Source organism: Hymenobacter norwichensis DSM 15439 (genome assembly GCF_000420705.1).
Lineage (GTDB): Bacteria > Bacteroidota > Bacteroidia > Cytophagales > Hymenobacteraceae > Hymenobacter > Hymenobacter norwichensis.
This window is the reverse complement of the sequence record NZ_ATVL01000011.1, coordinates 118935-135566: the sequence shown is the minus strand read 5'-3', so window position 1 is coordinate 135566 and position 16632 is coordinate 118935. Positions and strand designations below refer to the sequence as shown.

General features: G+C 56.1%; 12 protein-coding genes. 8 read left to right on the top strand and 4 right to left on the bottom strand.

What is annotated here, in order from left to right; translation table 11 throughout:
* Positions 1-27: 27 nt before the first annotated feature.
* The 4 genes from G536_RS0121210 to G536_RS0121195 all read left to right on the top strand — a co-directional run bounded on the left by G536_RS0121210 (position 28) and on the right by G536_RS0121195 (position 5476).
* Positions 28-405: a GxxExxY protein gene (locus G536_RS0121210; protein WP_022825615.1), complete on the top strand. Its 378-nt coding sequence runs from the start codon at positions 28-30 to the stop codon at positions 403-405.
* A 104-nt stretch (positions 406-509) separates the two neighbouring features.
* Complete coding sequence (locus G536_RS29265; RefSeq protein ID WP_022825614.1) at positions 510-2357, top strand: alpha-amylase family glycosyl hydrolase; 1848 nt, start codon at positions 510-512, stop codon at positions 2355-2357.
* Positions 2358-2506: 149 nt separating this feature from the next.
* Positions 2507-4135: an MFS transporter gene (locus G536_RS31620; protein WP_022825613.1), complete on the top strand. Its 1629-nt coding sequence runs from the start codon at positions 2507-2509 to the stop codon at positions 4133-4135.
* Between the two features lie 240 nt (positions 4136-4375).
* Complete coding sequence (locus G536_RS0121195; protein ID WP_022825612.1) at positions 4376-5476, top strand: glycosyltransferase; 1101 nt, start codon at positions 4376-4378, stop codon at positions 5474-5476.
* An 88-nt stretch (positions 5477-5564) separates the two neighbouring features.
* Here the strand turns inward: G536_RS0121195 and G536_RS0121190 are convergent, their stop codons facing one another.
* Complete coding sequence (locus tag G536_RS0121190) at positions 5565-5972, bottom strand: hypothetical protein (protein WP_022825611.1); 408 nt, start codon at positions 5970-5972, stop codon at positions 5565-5567.
* A gap of 278 nt (positions 5973-6250) precedes the next feature.
* Here G536_RS0121190 and G536_RS0121185 point away from each other — a divergent pair, with 278 nt between their 5' ends.
* Positions 6251-9280 carry a M16 family metallopeptidase gene (locus tag G536_RS0121185; protein ID WP_026880449.1) on the top strand — a complete coding sequence of 1010 codons (3030 nt, stop codon included), beginning with the start codon at positions 6251-6253 and terminating at the stop codon, positions 9278-9280.
* 348 nt (positions 9281-9628) lie between these two features.
* Here G536_RS0121185 and G536_RS0121180 read toward each other — a convergent pair whose 3' ends face one another.
* Genes G536_RS0121180 through G536_RS0121170 form a run of 3 tightly spaced genes read right to left on the bottom strand, consistent with a single transcriptional unit; the run spans position 9629 to position 11190 of the window.
* Complete coding sequence (locus tag G536_RS0121180; RefSeq protein ID WP_022825609.1) at positions 9629-9991, bottom strand: hypothetical protein; 363 nt, start codon at positions 9989-9991, stop codon at positions 9629-9631.
* Positions 9992-10024: 33 nt separating this feature from the next.
* The gene (locus tag G536_RS0121175; RefSeq protein ID WP_022825608.1) at positions 10025-10453 is read right to left on the bottom strand and encodes a hypothetical protein; all 429 of its coding nucleotides are present in this window, start codon (positions 10451-10453) and stop codon (positions 10025-10027) included.
* 50 nt (positions 10454-10503) lie between these two features.
* Entirely contained in the window at positions 10504-11190 is a 687-nt protein-coding gene (locus G536_RS0121170) for a carboxypeptidase-like regulatory domain-containing protein (protein ID WP_022825607.1), read from the bottom strand.
* Between the two features lie 613 nt (positions 11191-11803).
* Between G536_RS0121170 and G536_RS0121165 the strand changes: the two genes are divergently transcribed.
* From G536_RS0121165 to G536_RS0121155, 3 genes are all read left to right on the top strand, one after another.
* Positions 11804-12574: a hypothetical protein gene (locus G536_RS0121165; protein WP_022825606.1), complete on the top strand. Its 771-nt coding sequence runs from the start codon at positions 11804-11806 to the stop codon at positions 12572-12574.
* 126 nt (positions 12575-12700) lie between these two features.
* Entirely contained in the window at positions 12701-16132 is a 3432-nt protein-coding gene (locus G536_RS0121160) for a DUF4175 family protein (RefSeq protein ID WP_425402144.1), read from the top strand.
* A 42-nt stretch (positions 16133-16174) separates the two neighbouring features.
* On the top strand, positions 16175-16630 hold the full coding sequence (locus G536_RS0121155; protein WP_022825604.1) for an ATP-binding protein: 456 nt from the start codon (positions 16175-16177) through the stop codon (positions 16628-16630).
* The last annotated feature ends 2 nt before the right edge of the window (positions 16631-16632 follow it).

The window sequence follows — 16632 nt, the reverse complement described above, 5'->3', positions numbered from 1 at the left end:
TTTTACGCAGGGTTTCGCAGGGTTTTTATGCACGAGAACGAAATTTCCTTAACGGTGATGCGGGCCGCTTTTCGGGTGCATACTACGCTGGGGCCAGGTCTGCTGGAGTCGGTGTACGAGGCCGCATTGGTGCACGAGCTGCGGAAAGCGGGCTTGCAAGTGGCCGCCCAGGTACCGCTGCCAGTAGTGTATGACGGCGTGCGGCTGGAGCTAGGTTTCCGGCTGGATATTCTGGTTGAGAAGAAGGTAATTGTGGAAGTGAAGTCGGTGGAAGGCTTGCTTGATGTACATCATAAGCAGCTGCTGACGTACCTGAAATTAACAAACCTGAAGCTCGGTCAACTCATCAATCTCAATGTGGTTTCCTTGAAAGACCACATCGTCCGCATCGTTAACGGGCTATAGAACGACCCCGCGAAACCCTGCGCCTAACCCCGCGAAACCCTGCGAGAAACCCACCGGCCGCAACTTCGCTAGCTAACCACGCAAACATCTATCTTACACAGCGTATGAAGAACCTCTTTTTGCCGGCTGTGGCTACCGCTTTTGCGTTGGCGGCCTTTTCCTTTCCATTCTCGCCTACTTCTTCCGCCGTGCCTGAACCAATCATCCTAGCGGACCCCAATACCACCGACGAGGTGCCCCAGGACAACAAGCTGGTCATCTACCAGTTGATGACGCGCCTATTTGGTAACAAAACCGCCGTGAACAAGCCCTACGGCACCGTGCAGGAAAACGGCACGGGCAAGTTCAACGACATCACCGACAAGGCCCTCCAGGAAATCAAGAAGCTGGGAGTCAGCCACGTATGGTTTACCGGCGTGATTGAGCACGCCACCATGACCGACTTCACCAAGCAAGGCGGCCCCGGCCCCGACGATGCCGACGTGATAAAAGGCCGCGCCGGCTCGCCCTACGCCATCAAGGACTACTACGACGTGGCTCCCGACCTGGCCGTGAACGTGAAGAACCGCATGGCCGAGTACGAGGCCCTCATCAAGCGCACCCACGCCAACGACCTGAAGGTGCTCATGGACTTTATTCCGAACCACGTAGCGCGCAGCTATAAGTCGGATGCCAAGCCCGGCGGCGTGGTGGATTTGGGTGCCACCGACGACAAAACCAAGGCCTTCGCGCCCAACAACAACTTCTACTACCTGCCCGGCCAGAGCTTGGTAGTACCGAAAGCCGGCAACCCGCTGGGCGCCGCCCTCGGCCCGCGCGAAGACGGCAAGTACACCGAAACGCCCGCTAAAGCCACCGGCAACGACGTGTTTTCGGCCGCGCCCAGCGTGAACGACTGGTATGAAACGGTGAAGCTCAACTACGGCGTCGATTACCAAAGCAACCGCCAGACCCACTTCGAGCCCATCCCGGATACGTGGAAGAAGATGCGCGACATTCTGGTGTTCTGGGCCAAGAAAGACGTGGACGGCTTCCGCTGCGACATGGTGGAAATGGTGCCCGTGGAGTTTTGGGCCTGGGTGATTCCGGAGGTGAAGAAGGTGAAGCCCAACATCATTTTCCTGGCCGAAGCCTACAACCCTAAGGAGTACCGCACCTACCTGGAGAAGGGCCAGTTCGACTTTCTCTATGACAAAGTGGGCCTCTACGACGCCCTGCGCCGCCTGATGACCGGCGGCGGCAACACCGAGGAAATTACCAAAGTCTGGAAAGAAGAAAGCCGCGGCTTCTCGTCGAAGATGCTGCGCTTCCTGGAAAACCACGACGAGCAACGCATTGCTTCTAAGGACTTTGCCACCGACCCGCGCACGGCCATTCCGGCCATGGTGGTTACTGCTACGCTGGGTTCGGGGCCGGTGATGGTGTACTCGGGGCAGGAGGTAGGCGAGCCGGCGCTGGGGGCCGAAGGCTTTTCCAGCCAGGATGGGCGCACCACCATCTTTGATTATTGGGGCGTGCCGGAGCACCAGAAATGGATGAACGGCGGCAAGTTTGATGGTGGCAAGCTCTCGGAAAGCCAGAAGCAGCTGCGCAACTTCTACAGCCGCTTGCTCAACCTGACCAGCACCAGCGAAGCCATCCGCAAAGGCAAGTTCTACGAGTTGCAGGACGCCAACAACCTCGGCAAAGATTACGACCAGCAGCACGTGTACAGCTTTCTGCGCTACACTGATAAGCAGCGCCTGCTTATCGTGGTGAACTTCAGCCGCGACAAAACCAGCAAGCCTACCATCACCATTCCGCAGGAAGCCCGCAAACTCATGGGCCTAGCCCCCGACCGGTTCTGCACCTACACCGACCTGCTGAACAACACGCCCCCCACCGAGTACCTCACGCTCACGCTACCACCGCTGAGCGCCTATATCTTCGAAATCAAGCCCAAAGGCAATTAAGAAAGAACGTCATGCTGAGCTTGCCGAAGCATCTCTACCGCTTCGTCTGAACCGTTGCAACGAACTGGTAGAGATGCTTCGGCAAGCTCAGCATGACGTTTCATCGTTAGTTTTTCACCTCCCGTTCTCCCACCAAAATTCCCACACTAATGGCTATCAGCGTAGCGGCAGCATCTGCCGAAACCCGCCAAAAACCCCGCCTGAGTTTCTGGCAAATCTGGAACATGAGCTTCGGCTTTATGGGCATTCAGTTCGGGTTCGAGCTGCAAAACTCTAATGTTAGTCGCATCTTTGAAACGCTGGGCGCCAACAAGGACGACATTCCAATTCTGTGGATTGCGGCTCCGCTCACCGGCCTGCTCGTGCAACCCATCATCGGCTATTACTCCGACCGGACCTGGAGCCCGCGCTGGGGCCGCCGCCGGCCGTTTTTTGCCATTGGCGCTATTCTGGCTACGCTGGCCTTGTTTATAATGCCTAACTCGTCGGCGCTGTGGATGGCCGGCGGCATGCTCTGGATTCTGGATGCCAGCATCAACATCAGCATGGAGCCGTTCCGGGCCTTCGTCGGCGACAAGTTGCCGGGCGAGCAGCGCACCAGCGGCTTCGCCATGCAGAGCTTCTTTATTGGCGTAGGGTCGGTTATTGCGGCGGCCTTGCCCTGGATTTTCAAGAACTGGTTTAACCTGAGCAATACCGCCGCCAACGGCGAAATCCCCGACTCGGTGAAATGGTCGTTCTACGTGGGCGGGCTGGCCTTCATTCTGGCCGTCATGTACACGGTATTTACCACCCAGGAAACCCCGCCCGAAGACATGGAAGCCTTCCGCAAGGAAAACGCCGAAGCCGGTATTTGGGACGGACTGCGCGAGTCGTTTATGGGGGTTTTCAAGATGCCCACGGCCATGCGCCAACTCGCGTTGGTGCAGTTTTTCACCTGGTTTGCGCTGTTTTCGATGTGGATATATTCCACCAACGCCGTTACCAGCAACATCTACAACATGAAGGTAGACAACGCCTTGTACGGCCGGGTTTCTACCTTCATTGGCACAGCCGCCGGCCGCGAAACCGACGCCAAAGCCCAGAAAGAGCTGAGTGCATTGCTGGCCGACATCAAGGAAATCAACCAGTTCCAAGCCGATAAGCCCAGCAAGATTGTCACCATCAACATGGCCAACTACTACCTCACGCACGCCCAGCCAGCCGCCGCGGACCGGGCGGAGCTGGAGCGGGTGCAGGAGCAGTACAACGACGGCGCCGACTGGCTGAGCTTGGCCTCATCGGTGCGCAACGGGGTAGCCGCGGTATTTGCGTTTGTCATTCCACTTATTGCGGCGCGCACCAGCCGCCGCCGCACGCACCTGCTGTGCTTGCTGATTGGGGGCCTGGGCCTGCTATCGTTGGAGCTTATCACCAACCCCAGCCTGATTATGGTGTCGATGGCCATGGTAGGCGTGGCCTGGGCCAGCATTCTGAGTATGCCGTACGCCATCTTGGCGGGGTCGTTGCCGGCCAATAAAATGGGGTATTATATGGGGGTTTTCAACTTCTTTATTGTGATTCCGCAGATTGTAGCCGCTACTATTCTGGGGTTCTGCACCATGTACTTCTTCCAAGGCAACACCTTGCATACCATTGCATTGGGTGGCGCATCTATGGTGCTGGCAGGCATCCTCACGCTCTGGGTGCGCGACGACGACGAGCCACTACCCGCCACTACGCTGCCGCTGGAAGGCCCCGGCTATGACACGCCCGTGCAGCTCGACCCACGGGTGTAGCACCTTACAACTTGCCTATCTTCTAAGCCCCGGCTGCCTTTGCGCAGCTGGGGCTTTTTGTTGCGTTCTGTTTCAGGAGCCTGAATTCTTACTCCGCATTTATACGGAGTGAAAACCAACCAAAATCCGCATTTAATCTACCGTAGATAATCGGCTTTACGCCGTACAATCATAAGCAAATCAGGCCGCGCTTGCTGCTGGTATTCGTGCGGGGTGGCCTTTCTTATTTTCTGGTTGTGTATGCTGTTGGTTGCGCTATTCTTTGGGTTGTTTTTTGGGCTGTTCGTATTATTTCTGGGACTGCTGTTGCTGGCCCGACCTGCCCCCGCCAATAGCACAGCTCGGCCACGGGTAAGTATCTTGATAGCCGCCCGCAACGAGGAAGCCACCATCGAGCGGTGCCTGACCGCCCTAACCAGCCTCAACTACCCACCCGAGTTGCTGGAAATTCTGATTGCCGACGACGCTTCCACCGACAACACCGCCGCCGTGGTAGCACGCTTTATTGAAGGCAAGCCGCAATTCCGCCTCCTACACGTGCGGCACCAGCTCGGCACGGCCCGCGGCAAAAGCAACGCGCTGGCCCACCTCTGCCGCGCCGCCACCACCGACTACTTCTTACTCACCGACGCCGACATGGCCCTGCCGCCCGACTGGGTGCAAGCCATGCTGGCTGCCACCGAAACCGACAAGGTGGGCGTAGTGACAGGTATTACCACCGCCGAAGGCAGCCACTTCGGCCGCCTCCAGGGCCTCGACTGGTTGTTCGGCCTCAATGTAATCCGGCTGCTTTCTGACCGGGGCTGGCCCATCACCTCAGTCGGCAACAACATGCTCGTGACGCGGGCCGCTTACGAATCCATTGGGGGCTACGAGGCGCTGGCATTCAGCATCACCGAGGACTTGCAGCTATTTTCGCGCATTGTGGCGCAGGGCTGGCACTTTCGCAACCTCTGCGATACGCGCGTGCTCGGCGTGACAGTACCGCAACCTACCATGCGCCACCTGCTGTGGCAGCGCAAACGCTGGATGAAAGGCGCCGTTCGGCTGCCCAGTCAGCTTTCGTTTCTGTTTGGCTTGTATGGCGCCTTCTACCTCGTGCTGTTCTGGCCGGGCTTGCTGCCGCTCTCCTTCGTAGTAAGCCTGTATGCGGCCAAAATTCTGTGCCAGATGCTGTTTCTGGCCGTTACACTGCGCCAAGTTGGCCGCCGCGAGTCCTTGGGTTTGTTGCTCCTGTATGAGCCTTATCTGTGCGTGATGTCGATGGCAGTAATTGGCTACACGCTGTGGCCCGGCTACATCCAATGGAAACAGCGCCGCTACCAGTGGGCAGAGGGCTAGACATGCCTAAGATTGGCTACGAAGCAGTAAGAAATGCTACTGATTCCAGACAGATAATCAATTGACAATTAGACACTTGTTTGATAGCCTATTTGCTCTGCAACCACGTTTGAGCGGCTTGTTCTTCCGTGAAGACACGGATAGCCACCGTATTCACCGAATCGGTAGCCATTTCTTCGGCTAAACGCTGGCTGAGCAGTTCGGCATGATAAGGCAGAACTAAGTATGCCAGACTGGGGCGCGTCCCCGGCAAAGCAGCAGCCAATTGCTCTCGAAACGAAGTAATAATCCACCGGAAGTCAGCTGGCTCGGCTAATCCACGGCTGCGCAGGTCAATCAGCCAGCGCCCTACCTTTTCTCGGCTAGCCATTTCCAAGGCGGCCCGGTAGCCCGCCCGATGTTCCTCGGAAGTGGCTGGACGGGTCCAACGCAGAAATACCTGCTCTAAATCGGGGCGGTGGGAAAGCAGCAGGTATTCAAGGTTGGTTACAAGCATGGCAGCAGCATAAGCAAGTAAAGATAAGTGCCGATTTCTTCAGTTAAGCTACGCTGAGCACATGTATTTATCATGAAGCCACCAAAACCGAAACTAGGAATTGTGTTGTTTGACAGAGCTTGGTAAGAAGTGGAAAGTTGCATGTTCTCCACGAATAAAGGCGAGTAGCTTGGGACTTCGCCAAGCTCGGCTGTGCCGTGCGTCTTCGGGTAATTGCTAGTGTCTATTGGCTACTTATCTTCACCACGTTTTCCATCCCCTACTTCGTACTCCTTTTTATGAGATTGAAACCTATGTGGCTGCTAGGCCTGGGCCTTACTCTGGCAATGCCTACTGTAGCTCAGCAGAAACCAGCCGCCAAACCAGCCGCAGCCACAACCGGCGGCACCCGCCTCGTGGAAAAAGTAACCCGCAACGGCTCGGAAATGGTGATTCCGTACGAGAAGTACGTGCTGCCCAACGGCCTGACGCTGCTTATCCACGAAGACCACTCCGACCCGCTCACCCACGTAGATGTAACCTACCACGTGGGGTCAGCGCGGGAGCAGATTGGCAAATCGGGCTTCGCGCACTTCTTCGAGCACATGATGTTCCAGGGCTCCGACCACGTGGGTGATGAGCAGCATTTCAAGATTGTCAGCTCGGCGGGCGGCACGCTCAACGGCTCCACCAGCCAGGACCGCACCAACTATTATGAAACCGTACCCAACAACCAGTTGGAAACCGCGCTGTGGCTGGAAGCCGATCGGATGGGCTTTCTGCTAGACGCCGTAACGCAGCAGAAGTTTGAAGTGCAGCGCTCCACGGTGAAAAACGAGCGGGGCCAGAACGTAGACAATCGCCCCTATGGCCAGGCCGGCGAGTATGTTAGCAAAACCCTTTATCCCTACGGTCACCCATACTCCTGGTCCGTTATTGGCTCGCTGGCCGACTTGGACCGCTCCAACGTGGACGACCTCAAGAACTTCTTTCTGCGCTGGTACGGCCCCAACAACGCGACCCTCACGGTGGGCGGCGACGTGAAGCCGGCCGAAGTGGTGAAGTTGGTGGAGAAATATTTTGGCCCCATCAACCGGGGTCCAGCCGTGCAAAACGTGAAGCTCCCGGCGCCAGTGCTTGCCACCGACCGGTACGTGAGCTACGAGGACAACGTGCGGTTTCCGCTGTTGGAAATGGTATTCCCAACCGTGCCGCAATACCACCCCGATGAAGTAGCTGTTGACGCGCTGGCCGAAATAATCGGGGGCGGCAAAACGTCGTTGCTCTACAAAAACCTCATCAAAACCCAAAAGGCAGTGCAGGCCCAGGCCTATCACCCCACTTCTGAGTTGGCTGGTGAATTCACTATCAGCGCCCGAAGCCTGCCGGGCAAGGGCCTCGACAGCATGGAAGTGCTGGTGCGCCGCACCCTGGCCGAATTTGAGAAGCGTGGTGTAACCGACGACGATGTGGCCCGCTTTAAAGCCAGCCGCGAAGCCAGCCTGATCAACGGCCTCAGCAGCGTGAGCGGCAAAGTGAGTCAGCTGGCCGCCTTTCAAACTTACACCGGCAACCCCAACCGGCTGCCCGTGGAGCTACAGCGCGTGCGCGCCCTCACCAAGGCCGATGTGCTACGGGTGTACAACCAATACATCAAAGGCAAGCACGCCGTAATACTGAGCGTGGTGCCCAAAGGCAGCGGCCAGCTGGTGGCCAAAGCCAGCAACTTCACGGTCAGCAAAGCCAGCTACAAAGCGCCGAAAGACGAGTACGCCGGGCTGAAATACGTGAAAGCCACCGACAGCTTCGACCGGAGCAAGCAGCCCAAGAGCGGCACCAACCCCGTGGTGCAGGTGCCGCCCGTGTGGCGCGAAGACTTTGAGAACGGCCTGCGGGTGATGGGTAGCCGCAACGCCGAAATTCCGACCGTGACCATGCTGCTGACCATGCGCGGCGGCCACCGGCTGGAACAGGCCACGCCCAATAAGGCGGGGGTAGCTTCGCTTACGGCGTCTATGCTCAACGAAGGCACCCAGAAATACACCGGCGAGCAGCTTTCGGCGGCCCTCGACCGGCTGGGCAGCACCATCCGGGTGTACGGCGGTGAAGACAACACCACGATGGTGGTAAGCAGCCTCACCAAAAACCTGCCTGCTACGCTGGCGCTGGCCGAGGAAATTCTGCTGCGCCCCCGCTTCGACCAAGCTGATTTCGACCGGCTGAAGAAGCAGACCCTGGAAGGCATTGCCAACCAGAACACTCAGCCCGTAGTAATTGCCAACAAAGCCTACGCCCGCCTGCTTTACAGCCCTGGCGACATTATGGGCGTACCTTCCTCAGGTAGCGCATCCACCGTGCAGGGCCTTACCCTCGACGACGTGAAGCAGTTCTACCAGCAGAACTACGCGCCCAACGTGAGCTACCTCACGCTAGTAGGTGACGTAGACCAGAAGGACGTAACGCCGCGCCTGGCGTTTTTGAAAAGCTGGGGCCGCAAAAACGTGACGCTGCCCGCCGGCGAAACCGCGCAGCAGCCCGACAAAACGCGCATCTACTTCGTGAACAAGGACGGTGCCGCACAGTCGGAAATCCGGGTGGGCTACCTCACCAATCTGCCCTATGATGCCACCGGCGACTATTACCGGGCGTATCTGGCCAACTACATCTTGGGCGGTGCCTTCAACTCGCGCATCAATTTGAACCTGCGCGAAGACAAAGGCTACACCTACGGCGCCCGGTCCGGCTTCCAAAGCACGCGCTACGTGGGGCCCTACACGGCCAGCGCTGGTGTGCGCGCCGATGCCACGGCGGCTTCGGTGAAGGAGTTTATGAGCGAAATCAAGAACTACCGCAACGGCGCTACCGACGAGGAGCTACAATTCTTACAAGCCTCGGTGGGCCAGCAAGATGCCTTGCGCTACGAAACCGCGCAGCAGAAAGCCGCCTTTCTGGGCCGCCTGCTGGAATATGACCTACCCAACGACTACGTGCGCCAGCAGAGCGACATTCTGAAGGCCCTGAAGCGCGAAGACCTGCAAGCCAGCGCCCAAAAGTACCTGCCCGCCGACAACATGTACATTGTGGTGGTAGGTGACCGGGCCAAGGCTTTCCCTGGTCTTAGTGAGCTAGGCTATGAAGTGGTGGAACTGGACCTTGATGGCAACCGGGTATCGGGCCCGGCGGTGGCTACCCCGGCCCCAGCTGCCACGCCTGCCCCCGCAGCCCTTGACGCCGAAAAGGTGAAAGTGGTAACCAAGGACGGCAAAGGCAAAAAAGAGAAGCGCAAGCAGAAAACGTCGGAAGACGGCACAAAAGGCAAAGGCAAATAATTGCCTTGCGCTTTAAGTAGTGGAAAGCCCGGTTCGGAAACGAGCCGGGCTTTTTTACTGACTTTATACGTAGCACCGCTACCTATTTCTCGCACTAGCAACAACGTATTAGCATATCATTGAACGATGTAGAGACGCGACACTTGGCTACGCCGACCTTCGGTTCACGTCTCGGTGTTACTGAGGTTGTTTAGAATGCACAATACCAATCGTTCTGGCAGGAGACGCGCAGTGCCGCATTTTTACATCGTCTATTATTTGCCAACTGATATTTTGTGTTTGTTGATGCATAAAAAAACCCACTGACAATGCCAGCGGGTTTTCCTGAATAGGGAGAGAGTTGATTGATTAATTCAGAACGGCGGTTTGAGCTTTCAAAATCTGACGAGCCACGGCCAGGTTGGTGTCGCGCGAGTTCACAGCCAGGTAAATGAATTTGTCACCTTTAGGCGACAACTTAATAACGTGCAGCTGGTCGGTGAGCGTGAGCAGAATATCCTGTACGGTCTGGTTCAGTTTTAGGGCCTGTACAGCTTTCAGCTTCTGCTTCACCACTTCGGTATTGTAAGCAGCGGCAGTTTCAATATCGAACTCGGCGAGGTTGGAGTGCGACGCCAGGGGCATACCGGTTTCGGTTTCAACAACGGCAACGGCGAGCAGGGTAGGCAGTTCGTTCAGGATATCTTTTACGGCTTGTTTAGCAGAAGTCATGATGGTAAGGAGGTAAAGTTTTAAAGGATTTTATTAAAGTTTTGAGGTGTGACGACGGAGTATCTCGGTGGCCATCCCAAGATTAGTATCAGCGAATCGGACTGCCAGAAAACAGTACCACGAACTATTGGGTAACGGCCGTACGATATGAAGCTGGTCCTCTAGCAGCAAGGTCATTTCCGTTAGAGGGCCTCCCGGAATCTGTTGGGTTGCGAGGGCGGCATCGGTGGCGCGCAGCAGCTTGGCGTACCGCAAGTTGATCTGATTGGGGTTGAGGTTGGCGGCGGTGGTATAAGAAGCTACCACGCGGCCCGAAGGCACTTCCACCAAGCAAGCCAATAGTAGCTCCGGCAGTTCGGCCAGCAGGCCTTCCATTACCGTCCGGGCCACTCGGCCGGCCTCATCGGCCGTCCCTACCGTGACTTTACGAATGCTAGGTCTATTGAGAAACGGAAATTGCATGCAGGTAAAAGCTCAGAAAAACTGGGTACGCTAAACTCGCTAACAGCTTATTAAAAAATCCACCACCGCTTTTTTGCGGCTTTTTCGCGGGGGAGTAATGTTACGTTCTGGGTGCCACGGCCCTTCAGCTGAAGCTCCTCTTCTTGATAACCGGCGTAGCCGTATTGCAGCAGCGGTGCTTGGCCCACACGCACTGGCAAGGAGTAGTTGCCGGCAGCATCGGTGCTCACGCCCCGGCCGCTGGTTTTGTCGATAACCGTGGCGCCAATCAGCGGCTGGCCATTTTCGTTGAGGATGCGGCCCCGTACTGTGGTCATGCGCATGGCCGAAGCCTCGGTGCTGGCAGTAGAAGCAAAAAGCTCGGCCGGCATCTCCATAGTAGGCACCACATCGGTTGGCGTGCTATCGGTGGGTAGGCTGGTGCCGGCAAAAACGGCGCCGCCCAGCAGGGCGCTACCTGCTACCAACGACGTAGCCCGGCGACGAAAACGTTGCGGCTCGGTCCGAATCAGCTCGAACTGGCGCTCCACCCAGCCCATTGGCTTTACGGTGTGGCCTAGCTGCTTCATTTCATAATAACGACGCAGGATAGCGTCGCCGCTCTTAGAGTTAGCTTTTAGATAAGCATCAACAGCTTCCGTGTTCTTGCTGGTGAGGTCTCCGCGTAGGTAAGCATCCCGGTACGTAGCAAGCAGTTCGCCAGTAGTAGGGTGAAAAGGGTTGGCACTTAGTTTCATAAAGTAGGGCAGTAGGTCGGTGTGTCTCTCAGATTATGATGCAAATTTATAGAACGAAATCACGCCTATTTGCACTTAAACAACAGATTCATACTCCGTTCACTGTGCTCCGCCTTAGATGAATGCACCTCTACGCTCTACAAACCTTAGTAAAAACACGATAGACATAGTTATATCTTAACAATTTAGTACAAATAAGATTTTTAAAAATACTTCTAAATATCCTATTTATTAGTTTCAAATAAAGAATCTTATTCTCATTCCGGGAATCAATTAACCTCAACCGTAGTGATTATTAGCTAGATACGCAGGTCATTATCAAGGCTAATTTCAATATTGTGCACAAGTCTTTAATATAAACTATCTAATAATTTATTGTCTTGAAAGTACCAACAAACTTTGTCTTGTCTGCTATTTATTGAAGAAGTCAGACTGCTCAAATAATCTCTTTCATAGCGTGCGTTATATCACCCACCAACAATAGCTGTACAACCACTCCGCCCGCCTTGTTGAAGAGACTTATAGCTTCAGTGCCAAGTAACCTGCTACCTTATAGTTCGGTAGAGGAACGGCCAGCGGAAGCTTGTTCCTAGTTCACTTTCACTTCCTGCTTATGTGGCACAGCTTGTTCAATGCCGTGTGGCTGTCGGCGGCGTACTTCTTCTCACTGCTGGCGGCCGTTTGTGTTGGCTACTGGTTTGCTGATGTGCGCTACCGCCGCCTGAACCGGGAGTGGAAGGCATCGGGCATTGAAAGCGCCCTCATTACCATGTTCGGGCTGATTCTGTCGTTCACACTGCTTTCGTCCAATAACTCCCTCAAGGAGCGCACTAACCTCATTCATCAGTCGTCGGATGCGGTGGCGGAGCTGTACCGGGAAAGCCAGCTGTTGCCGCCTGTTGCCCGCGACTCGGTGCGGAGCTATTTGCTGCGGTTTTTGGCGCTAGAGCTGCAAGAACACCAGCCGGGGCATTTGATAAAGGAAACTCACACCCAAAAGCTAGCGGTCATCAACCGGCGCTTCTGGCAGCAGCTTGTGGAAACAGTACGCACTCAGCAGTTGTCCCACACCGATTTACAATTGCTACTGCCGGCTTACAATAGGTTCAACGTCAACGTTTTTCGGCTGCATTATTCTTTTCAGGAACGGACGCCTAACTCCATCATCAGGTTGCTGCTGATTTCGTCGTGGGCCATTGGTGTGCTGGTGGGCTTCACCAACGGCTGGCAGCACGACCGGCACTACTTCGTACCGATTTTGTTTGTGGTTATTTCAGTGTTTACCATCCAGTCTATCCGTGACCTGGACGACCCGGAGCAGGGTTTCATCCGGCCCAACTACACCAACCTGCTAGACTTGCAGCGCATCATTGCGGAGGAGTAGGCTGGCGAATGCCACCGGCCGGAACCGGCAAGCAGCAAACCCGGTTCTACGGGCGTGGGTGTGCAGCCCGTGCGCTTATTCTGTATCTTTCCCAGGCTGACAACGGCCTTTTGAATAGTTATGCCTGTGCCTCAAGAACCACTATCTACTTCATCGGCTTTGCGGGAAGTGCTGGCCCGCCTCGAAGCTTTCAAGCGCAAGTTCTACCTCTCCCTGCTAGTGCGTGGGGCGCTGGTAGCTGGGGCATTGCTGCTAAGTTTGTTTCTGGTCCTGAATACGCTCGAATACTTCCTCTACTTACCTACCTGGGTGCGGGGCGGCCTGTTGTTCGGTTTTCTGGGATTGTCGGTGTACGCCTTCGTGCGCTGGATCTGGCAGCCATTGGCAGCCCTTACCAACCTGCGCCGCTTGCTGAGTGATGAGCAAGCTGCCCAGCGGGTAGGGGAGCTGTTCCCCGATATTCAGGATAAGCTGCTGAACGCTTTGCAGCTTCAGGACAAGGCCCAGGGCAACGCTCTGATTGCCGCCAGCTTGGAGCAGCGGGCCGGGCAGTTAGCCGGCTTCCGGTTTGAGGAAGGCATTGATATTCAGAAGCAAACCCGGCCGCTCTGGAAATACGTGGCCGTGCCGGCGGGCGTGATTATGCTGCTGCTGCTGGTGTACCCGGCGCTGTTTGTGCAGGGTACGGCTCGGATTCTCAATTACCGCCAGAAGTACGCGCCGCCCGCGCCGTTTGCGTTTGTGGTGGAAAACAAAAGTCTCACAGCGTTCCAGGGCGAAGACTTCAAGCTAGATGTGCGCGTGGAAGGCGAGGCTCTGCCCAACGAGGTGAGCATCGTGTACGGCGGCCGGGAGCGGCGCCTCACCAAGGAACGCGGCAACCACTTCACTTATCAGTTCGACCAGTTACAGCAGGACGTGGAGTTCCAGCTTACGGCGGCCAATGTCACGTCTGAGGACTACGACCTGACCTTGCGCCAGCGGCCCAATCTGCGTGACTTCAAGGTGCAGGTAACCTACCCGGCCTACATTGGCAAGCCCGCCGAAACCATTCAGAACACCGGTAACCTCACCGTACCCGAGGGCAGCACTGTGCGCTGGCAGTTTGCCACCCAAGCTACCGACCAGCTGCAACTGCTGTTCAAGAGCCCCGACGAAACCGTAACGGCCCAGGAAAGCGGCGAAGAGTTTACGGCTTCGCACCGGGTGATGCGCACCCAGAACTACGCGCTGCGCTTGCAAAACCCGGCCAGCCTCAACCGCGACCCTATCGAATACCAGCTGACTGCCATACCCGACCAAGTGCCGGAAATTAGCCTGGAAAGCTTCACCGATACGGTATCGTTGCGCTACCTCGCGCTGGGCGGCTCCGTGCGCGACGACTATGGCCTTTCGCGCTTGCAACTGCACTACCGCATCACCAGCAAGGCCCGGCCTAATGCGGCATTTCAGGCGCGGGCACTGCCGCTAACGGGTGGTCCGGCCCAAACCTATGCGTATCAGTGGGATTTGCGGCCGCTGAAAATGCAGCCCGGCGACCGGCTGGAGTACTTCGTGCAGGTGTGGGACAACGACGGCGTACACGGTGCCAAGTCGGCTAGGACGCGGGCGGCGGAGTTCCGGCTGCCTAGCAAGCAAGAGCTGCGCGACCAGATGAACTCGCAGTCGGAATCGGTGCAAAGCCAACTGAGCAAATCTGCGCAGGAAAGCAAGAAGCTGGAGCGGGAGCTAGCCAAAAGCCAGGACAAGCTCAAAACCAAGCGCGAGCTAAACTTCCAGGACAAAAAGCAGCTCCAGGACATGCTGAACCAGAAGCAGCAGATGGACCAGCAGATGGCCGACATGAAGAAGCTGTTCGAGGAGTTGACCCAAAAGCAGGACGAGCTAGACCCCAAAAGCCAGGAGCTAGCCGAGAAGGCCAAGGAGCTGCAAAAGCTGATGGAAAGCCTGCTCGACCCCGAAACCAAGAAGCTGTACGACGAGCTCCAGAAACTGCTGGAACAGCAAAAGGATATGAACCAGCCCGACATGCAGAAACTGCTACAACAGCTGGAAAACAAGGAAAACACCTTACAGAAAGAGCTGGAACGGGCACTGGAAATGTTCAAGCAGCTACAGTTCGAGCAGAAGCAGGAAGAAGCCCTCGATAAGCTGCAAGAGCTAGCTAAGGAGCAGGAAAAGCTGGCCGAGGAAACGCAGAAAAACGACAAAGACAACGCCGACAGCAAGGACAGCAAACAACAGCAGCAGCAAAAGCAGGAAGACCTGAAAAAGCAGCAGCAAGACAACAAGCAGCAGTTCGAGGAACTGAAGAAAGACCTGCAAGACCTGAAAAAGATGGACGACCAGCTCGGCAACGAGAACGGCGCCGAGGAAATGAAGCCTGAGCAGAAGGAGGTAGACGAGCAGATGGAGCAGAGTGAGCAGCAGCTCTCCAAAAACCAGAACAAGAAAGCCAGCCAAAACCAGAGCCAGGCTGCCAGTGGCATGAAGAAAATGGCCCAGAAGATGCAGCAGCAGATGGACCAGGAAGAACAGGACCAGCAGGCTCAGAATATCGACGACCTGCGCGACATTCTGGAGAACCTGCTCAAGCTCAGCTTCGACGAGGAAAACTTGATGAAGGACTTTCGCAAGGTGGACCAGAGTGACCCGCGCTTTGTGCAGCTCGGCCAAAACCAGCGCAAGCTCAAGGACGACGCTCGCGTGGTGCAGGACTCTCTATATGCATTAGCCAAGAAAGAACCGAAGATTCAAAGTTTCGTGACGCGCGAGGTAGGCGAGATGAACGGCCGCATGGACGAGTCGTTGGAGCACATCCGACAGCGCAACGTGGGCCGCGCCACCGCCAGCCAGCAGCAGGCTATGACCAGCATGAACAACCTGGCCCTGATGCTGAACTCGGCGCTGCAACAGATGCAGCAGGAGCAGCGCGAAAGCATGATGGGCCAGCCCCAGTCCGGCGACGGCAAGCCCGGCAAAAGCAAGAAAAAAGGGCAGAAGCCCGGCCAGGGCCAAGCCGGCCGCATGGGCAAGATGCAAGAGCAACTCAACCAGCAGATTCAGCAGTTGCAGCAAAGCGGCAAGCAGGGCCGCGCCCTGAGCGAAGATTTAGCCAAGCTGGCGGCCCAACAGCAGATGCTGCGGCAGGCCTTACAGGAGCTGGAAAAACAGCAGAAAGGCACCAAGCCCGGCGGCAAACAGGGCGGAAAAGATGGCAAAGGTGACCTGGGCGGTAACGGTACCGGGGAGCTGAAAAAAATGATGGAACAAACCGAAACCGACCTCGTAAACAAGCGCCTGACAGAACAGACGGTCATGCGCCAGCGTCAGATCCTGACCCGGTTACTGGAAGCCGAGAAATCGGCGCGGGAACGGGACCAGGACGACAAGCGCGAGGCGCAGTCCGCCCAAAACCAACCACCCGTATTTCCGCCTGCTTTCCAGCAATACAAACGCCAAAAGGAACGCCAGACCGAGCTGCTTCGTACTGTGCCTACCACCCTTACTCCTTATTATCAACGAGAGGTCAGCGAATATTTTCAGAAAATGAAATAGCGTTCCGCTAAGTTTGCGCCCTGCCGTTCCTCACACCTGTATATGAAGCAAGTCAAAATTCAGATTCCCTCGCTGGTCGAGAACATTCGCGTCGTGGAGAGTTTCATCGACAACTCGAAGGACACCTTCCACATCGAAGATGATATTTATGGCAATATCATGGTGGCGGTGACGGAGGCCGTAAACAACGCTATCCGCCACGGCAACAAGTTCGATAAGGACAAGAATGTGTATCTGTCGCTGTACGTGGACACGGACCGCGTGAAGTTTGAAGTGGAAGACGAAGGCCAAGGGTTCGATTATAACAACCTGATTGACCCCACCGCCCCCGAAAACCTGGAAAACCCCGGTGGCCGCGGCATCTTTTTGATTCGCCATTTGGCCGACGAGGTGGAATTCACCAAAGAAGGCCGTAACGTGCAGCTTACCTTCCTGCTATCTGCCCCTTCGGAGGCAGCCGATGTCCAGGAAGACAGTACATCCAGCAGTTCTCATTAGGC

Excerpts from the sequence above, each read along its gene's own strand:
- G536_RS29265 (WP_022825614.1), top strand. The coding sequence starts at position 510 with ATGAAGAACCTCTTTTTGCCGGCTGTGGCTACCGCTTTTGCGTTGGCG.
- G536_RS0121175 (WP_022825608.1), bottom strand. The coding sequence starts at position 10,453 with ATGCAATTTCCGTTTCTCAATAGACCTAGCATTCGTAAAGTCACGGTA.
- G536_RS0121165 (WP_022825606.1), top strand. The coding sequence starts at position 11,804 with ATGTGGCACAGCTTGTTCAATGCCGTGTGGCTGTCGGCGGCGTACTTC.
- G536_RS0121170 (WP_022825607.1), bottom strand. The coding sequence starts at position 11,190 with ATGAAACTAAGTGCCAACCCTTTTCACCCTACTACTGGCGAACTGCTT.
- G536_RS31620 (WP_022825613.1), top strand. The coding sequence starts at position 2,507 with ATGGCTATCAGCGTAGCGGCAGCATCTGCCGAAACCCGCCAAAAACCC.
- G536_RS0121210 (WP_022825615.1), top strand. The coding sequence starts at position 28 with ATGCACGAGAACGAAATTTCCTTAACGGTGATGCGGGCCGCTTTTCGG.
- G536_RS0121195 (WP_022825612.1), top strand. The coding sequence starts at position 4,376 with ATGCTGTTGGTTGCGCTATTCTTTGGGTTGTTTTTTGGGCTGTTCGTA.
- G536_RS0121155 (WP_022825604.1), top strand. The coding sequence starts at position 16,175 with ATGAAGCAAGTCAAAATTCAGATTCCCTCGCTGGTCGAGAACATTCGC.
- G536_RS0121190 (WP_022825611.1), bottom strand. The coding sequence starts at position 5,972 with ATGCTTGTAACCAACCTTGAATACCTGCTGCTTTCCCACCGCCCCGAT.
- G536_RS0121185 (WP_026880449.1), top strand. The coding sequence starts at position 6,251 with ATGAGATTGAAACCTATGTGGCTGCTAGGCCTGGGCCTTACTCTGGCA.
- G536_RS0121180 (WP_022825609.1), bottom strand. The coding sequence starts at position 9,991 with ATGACTTCTGCTAAACAAGCCGTAAAAGATATCCTGAACGAACTGCCT.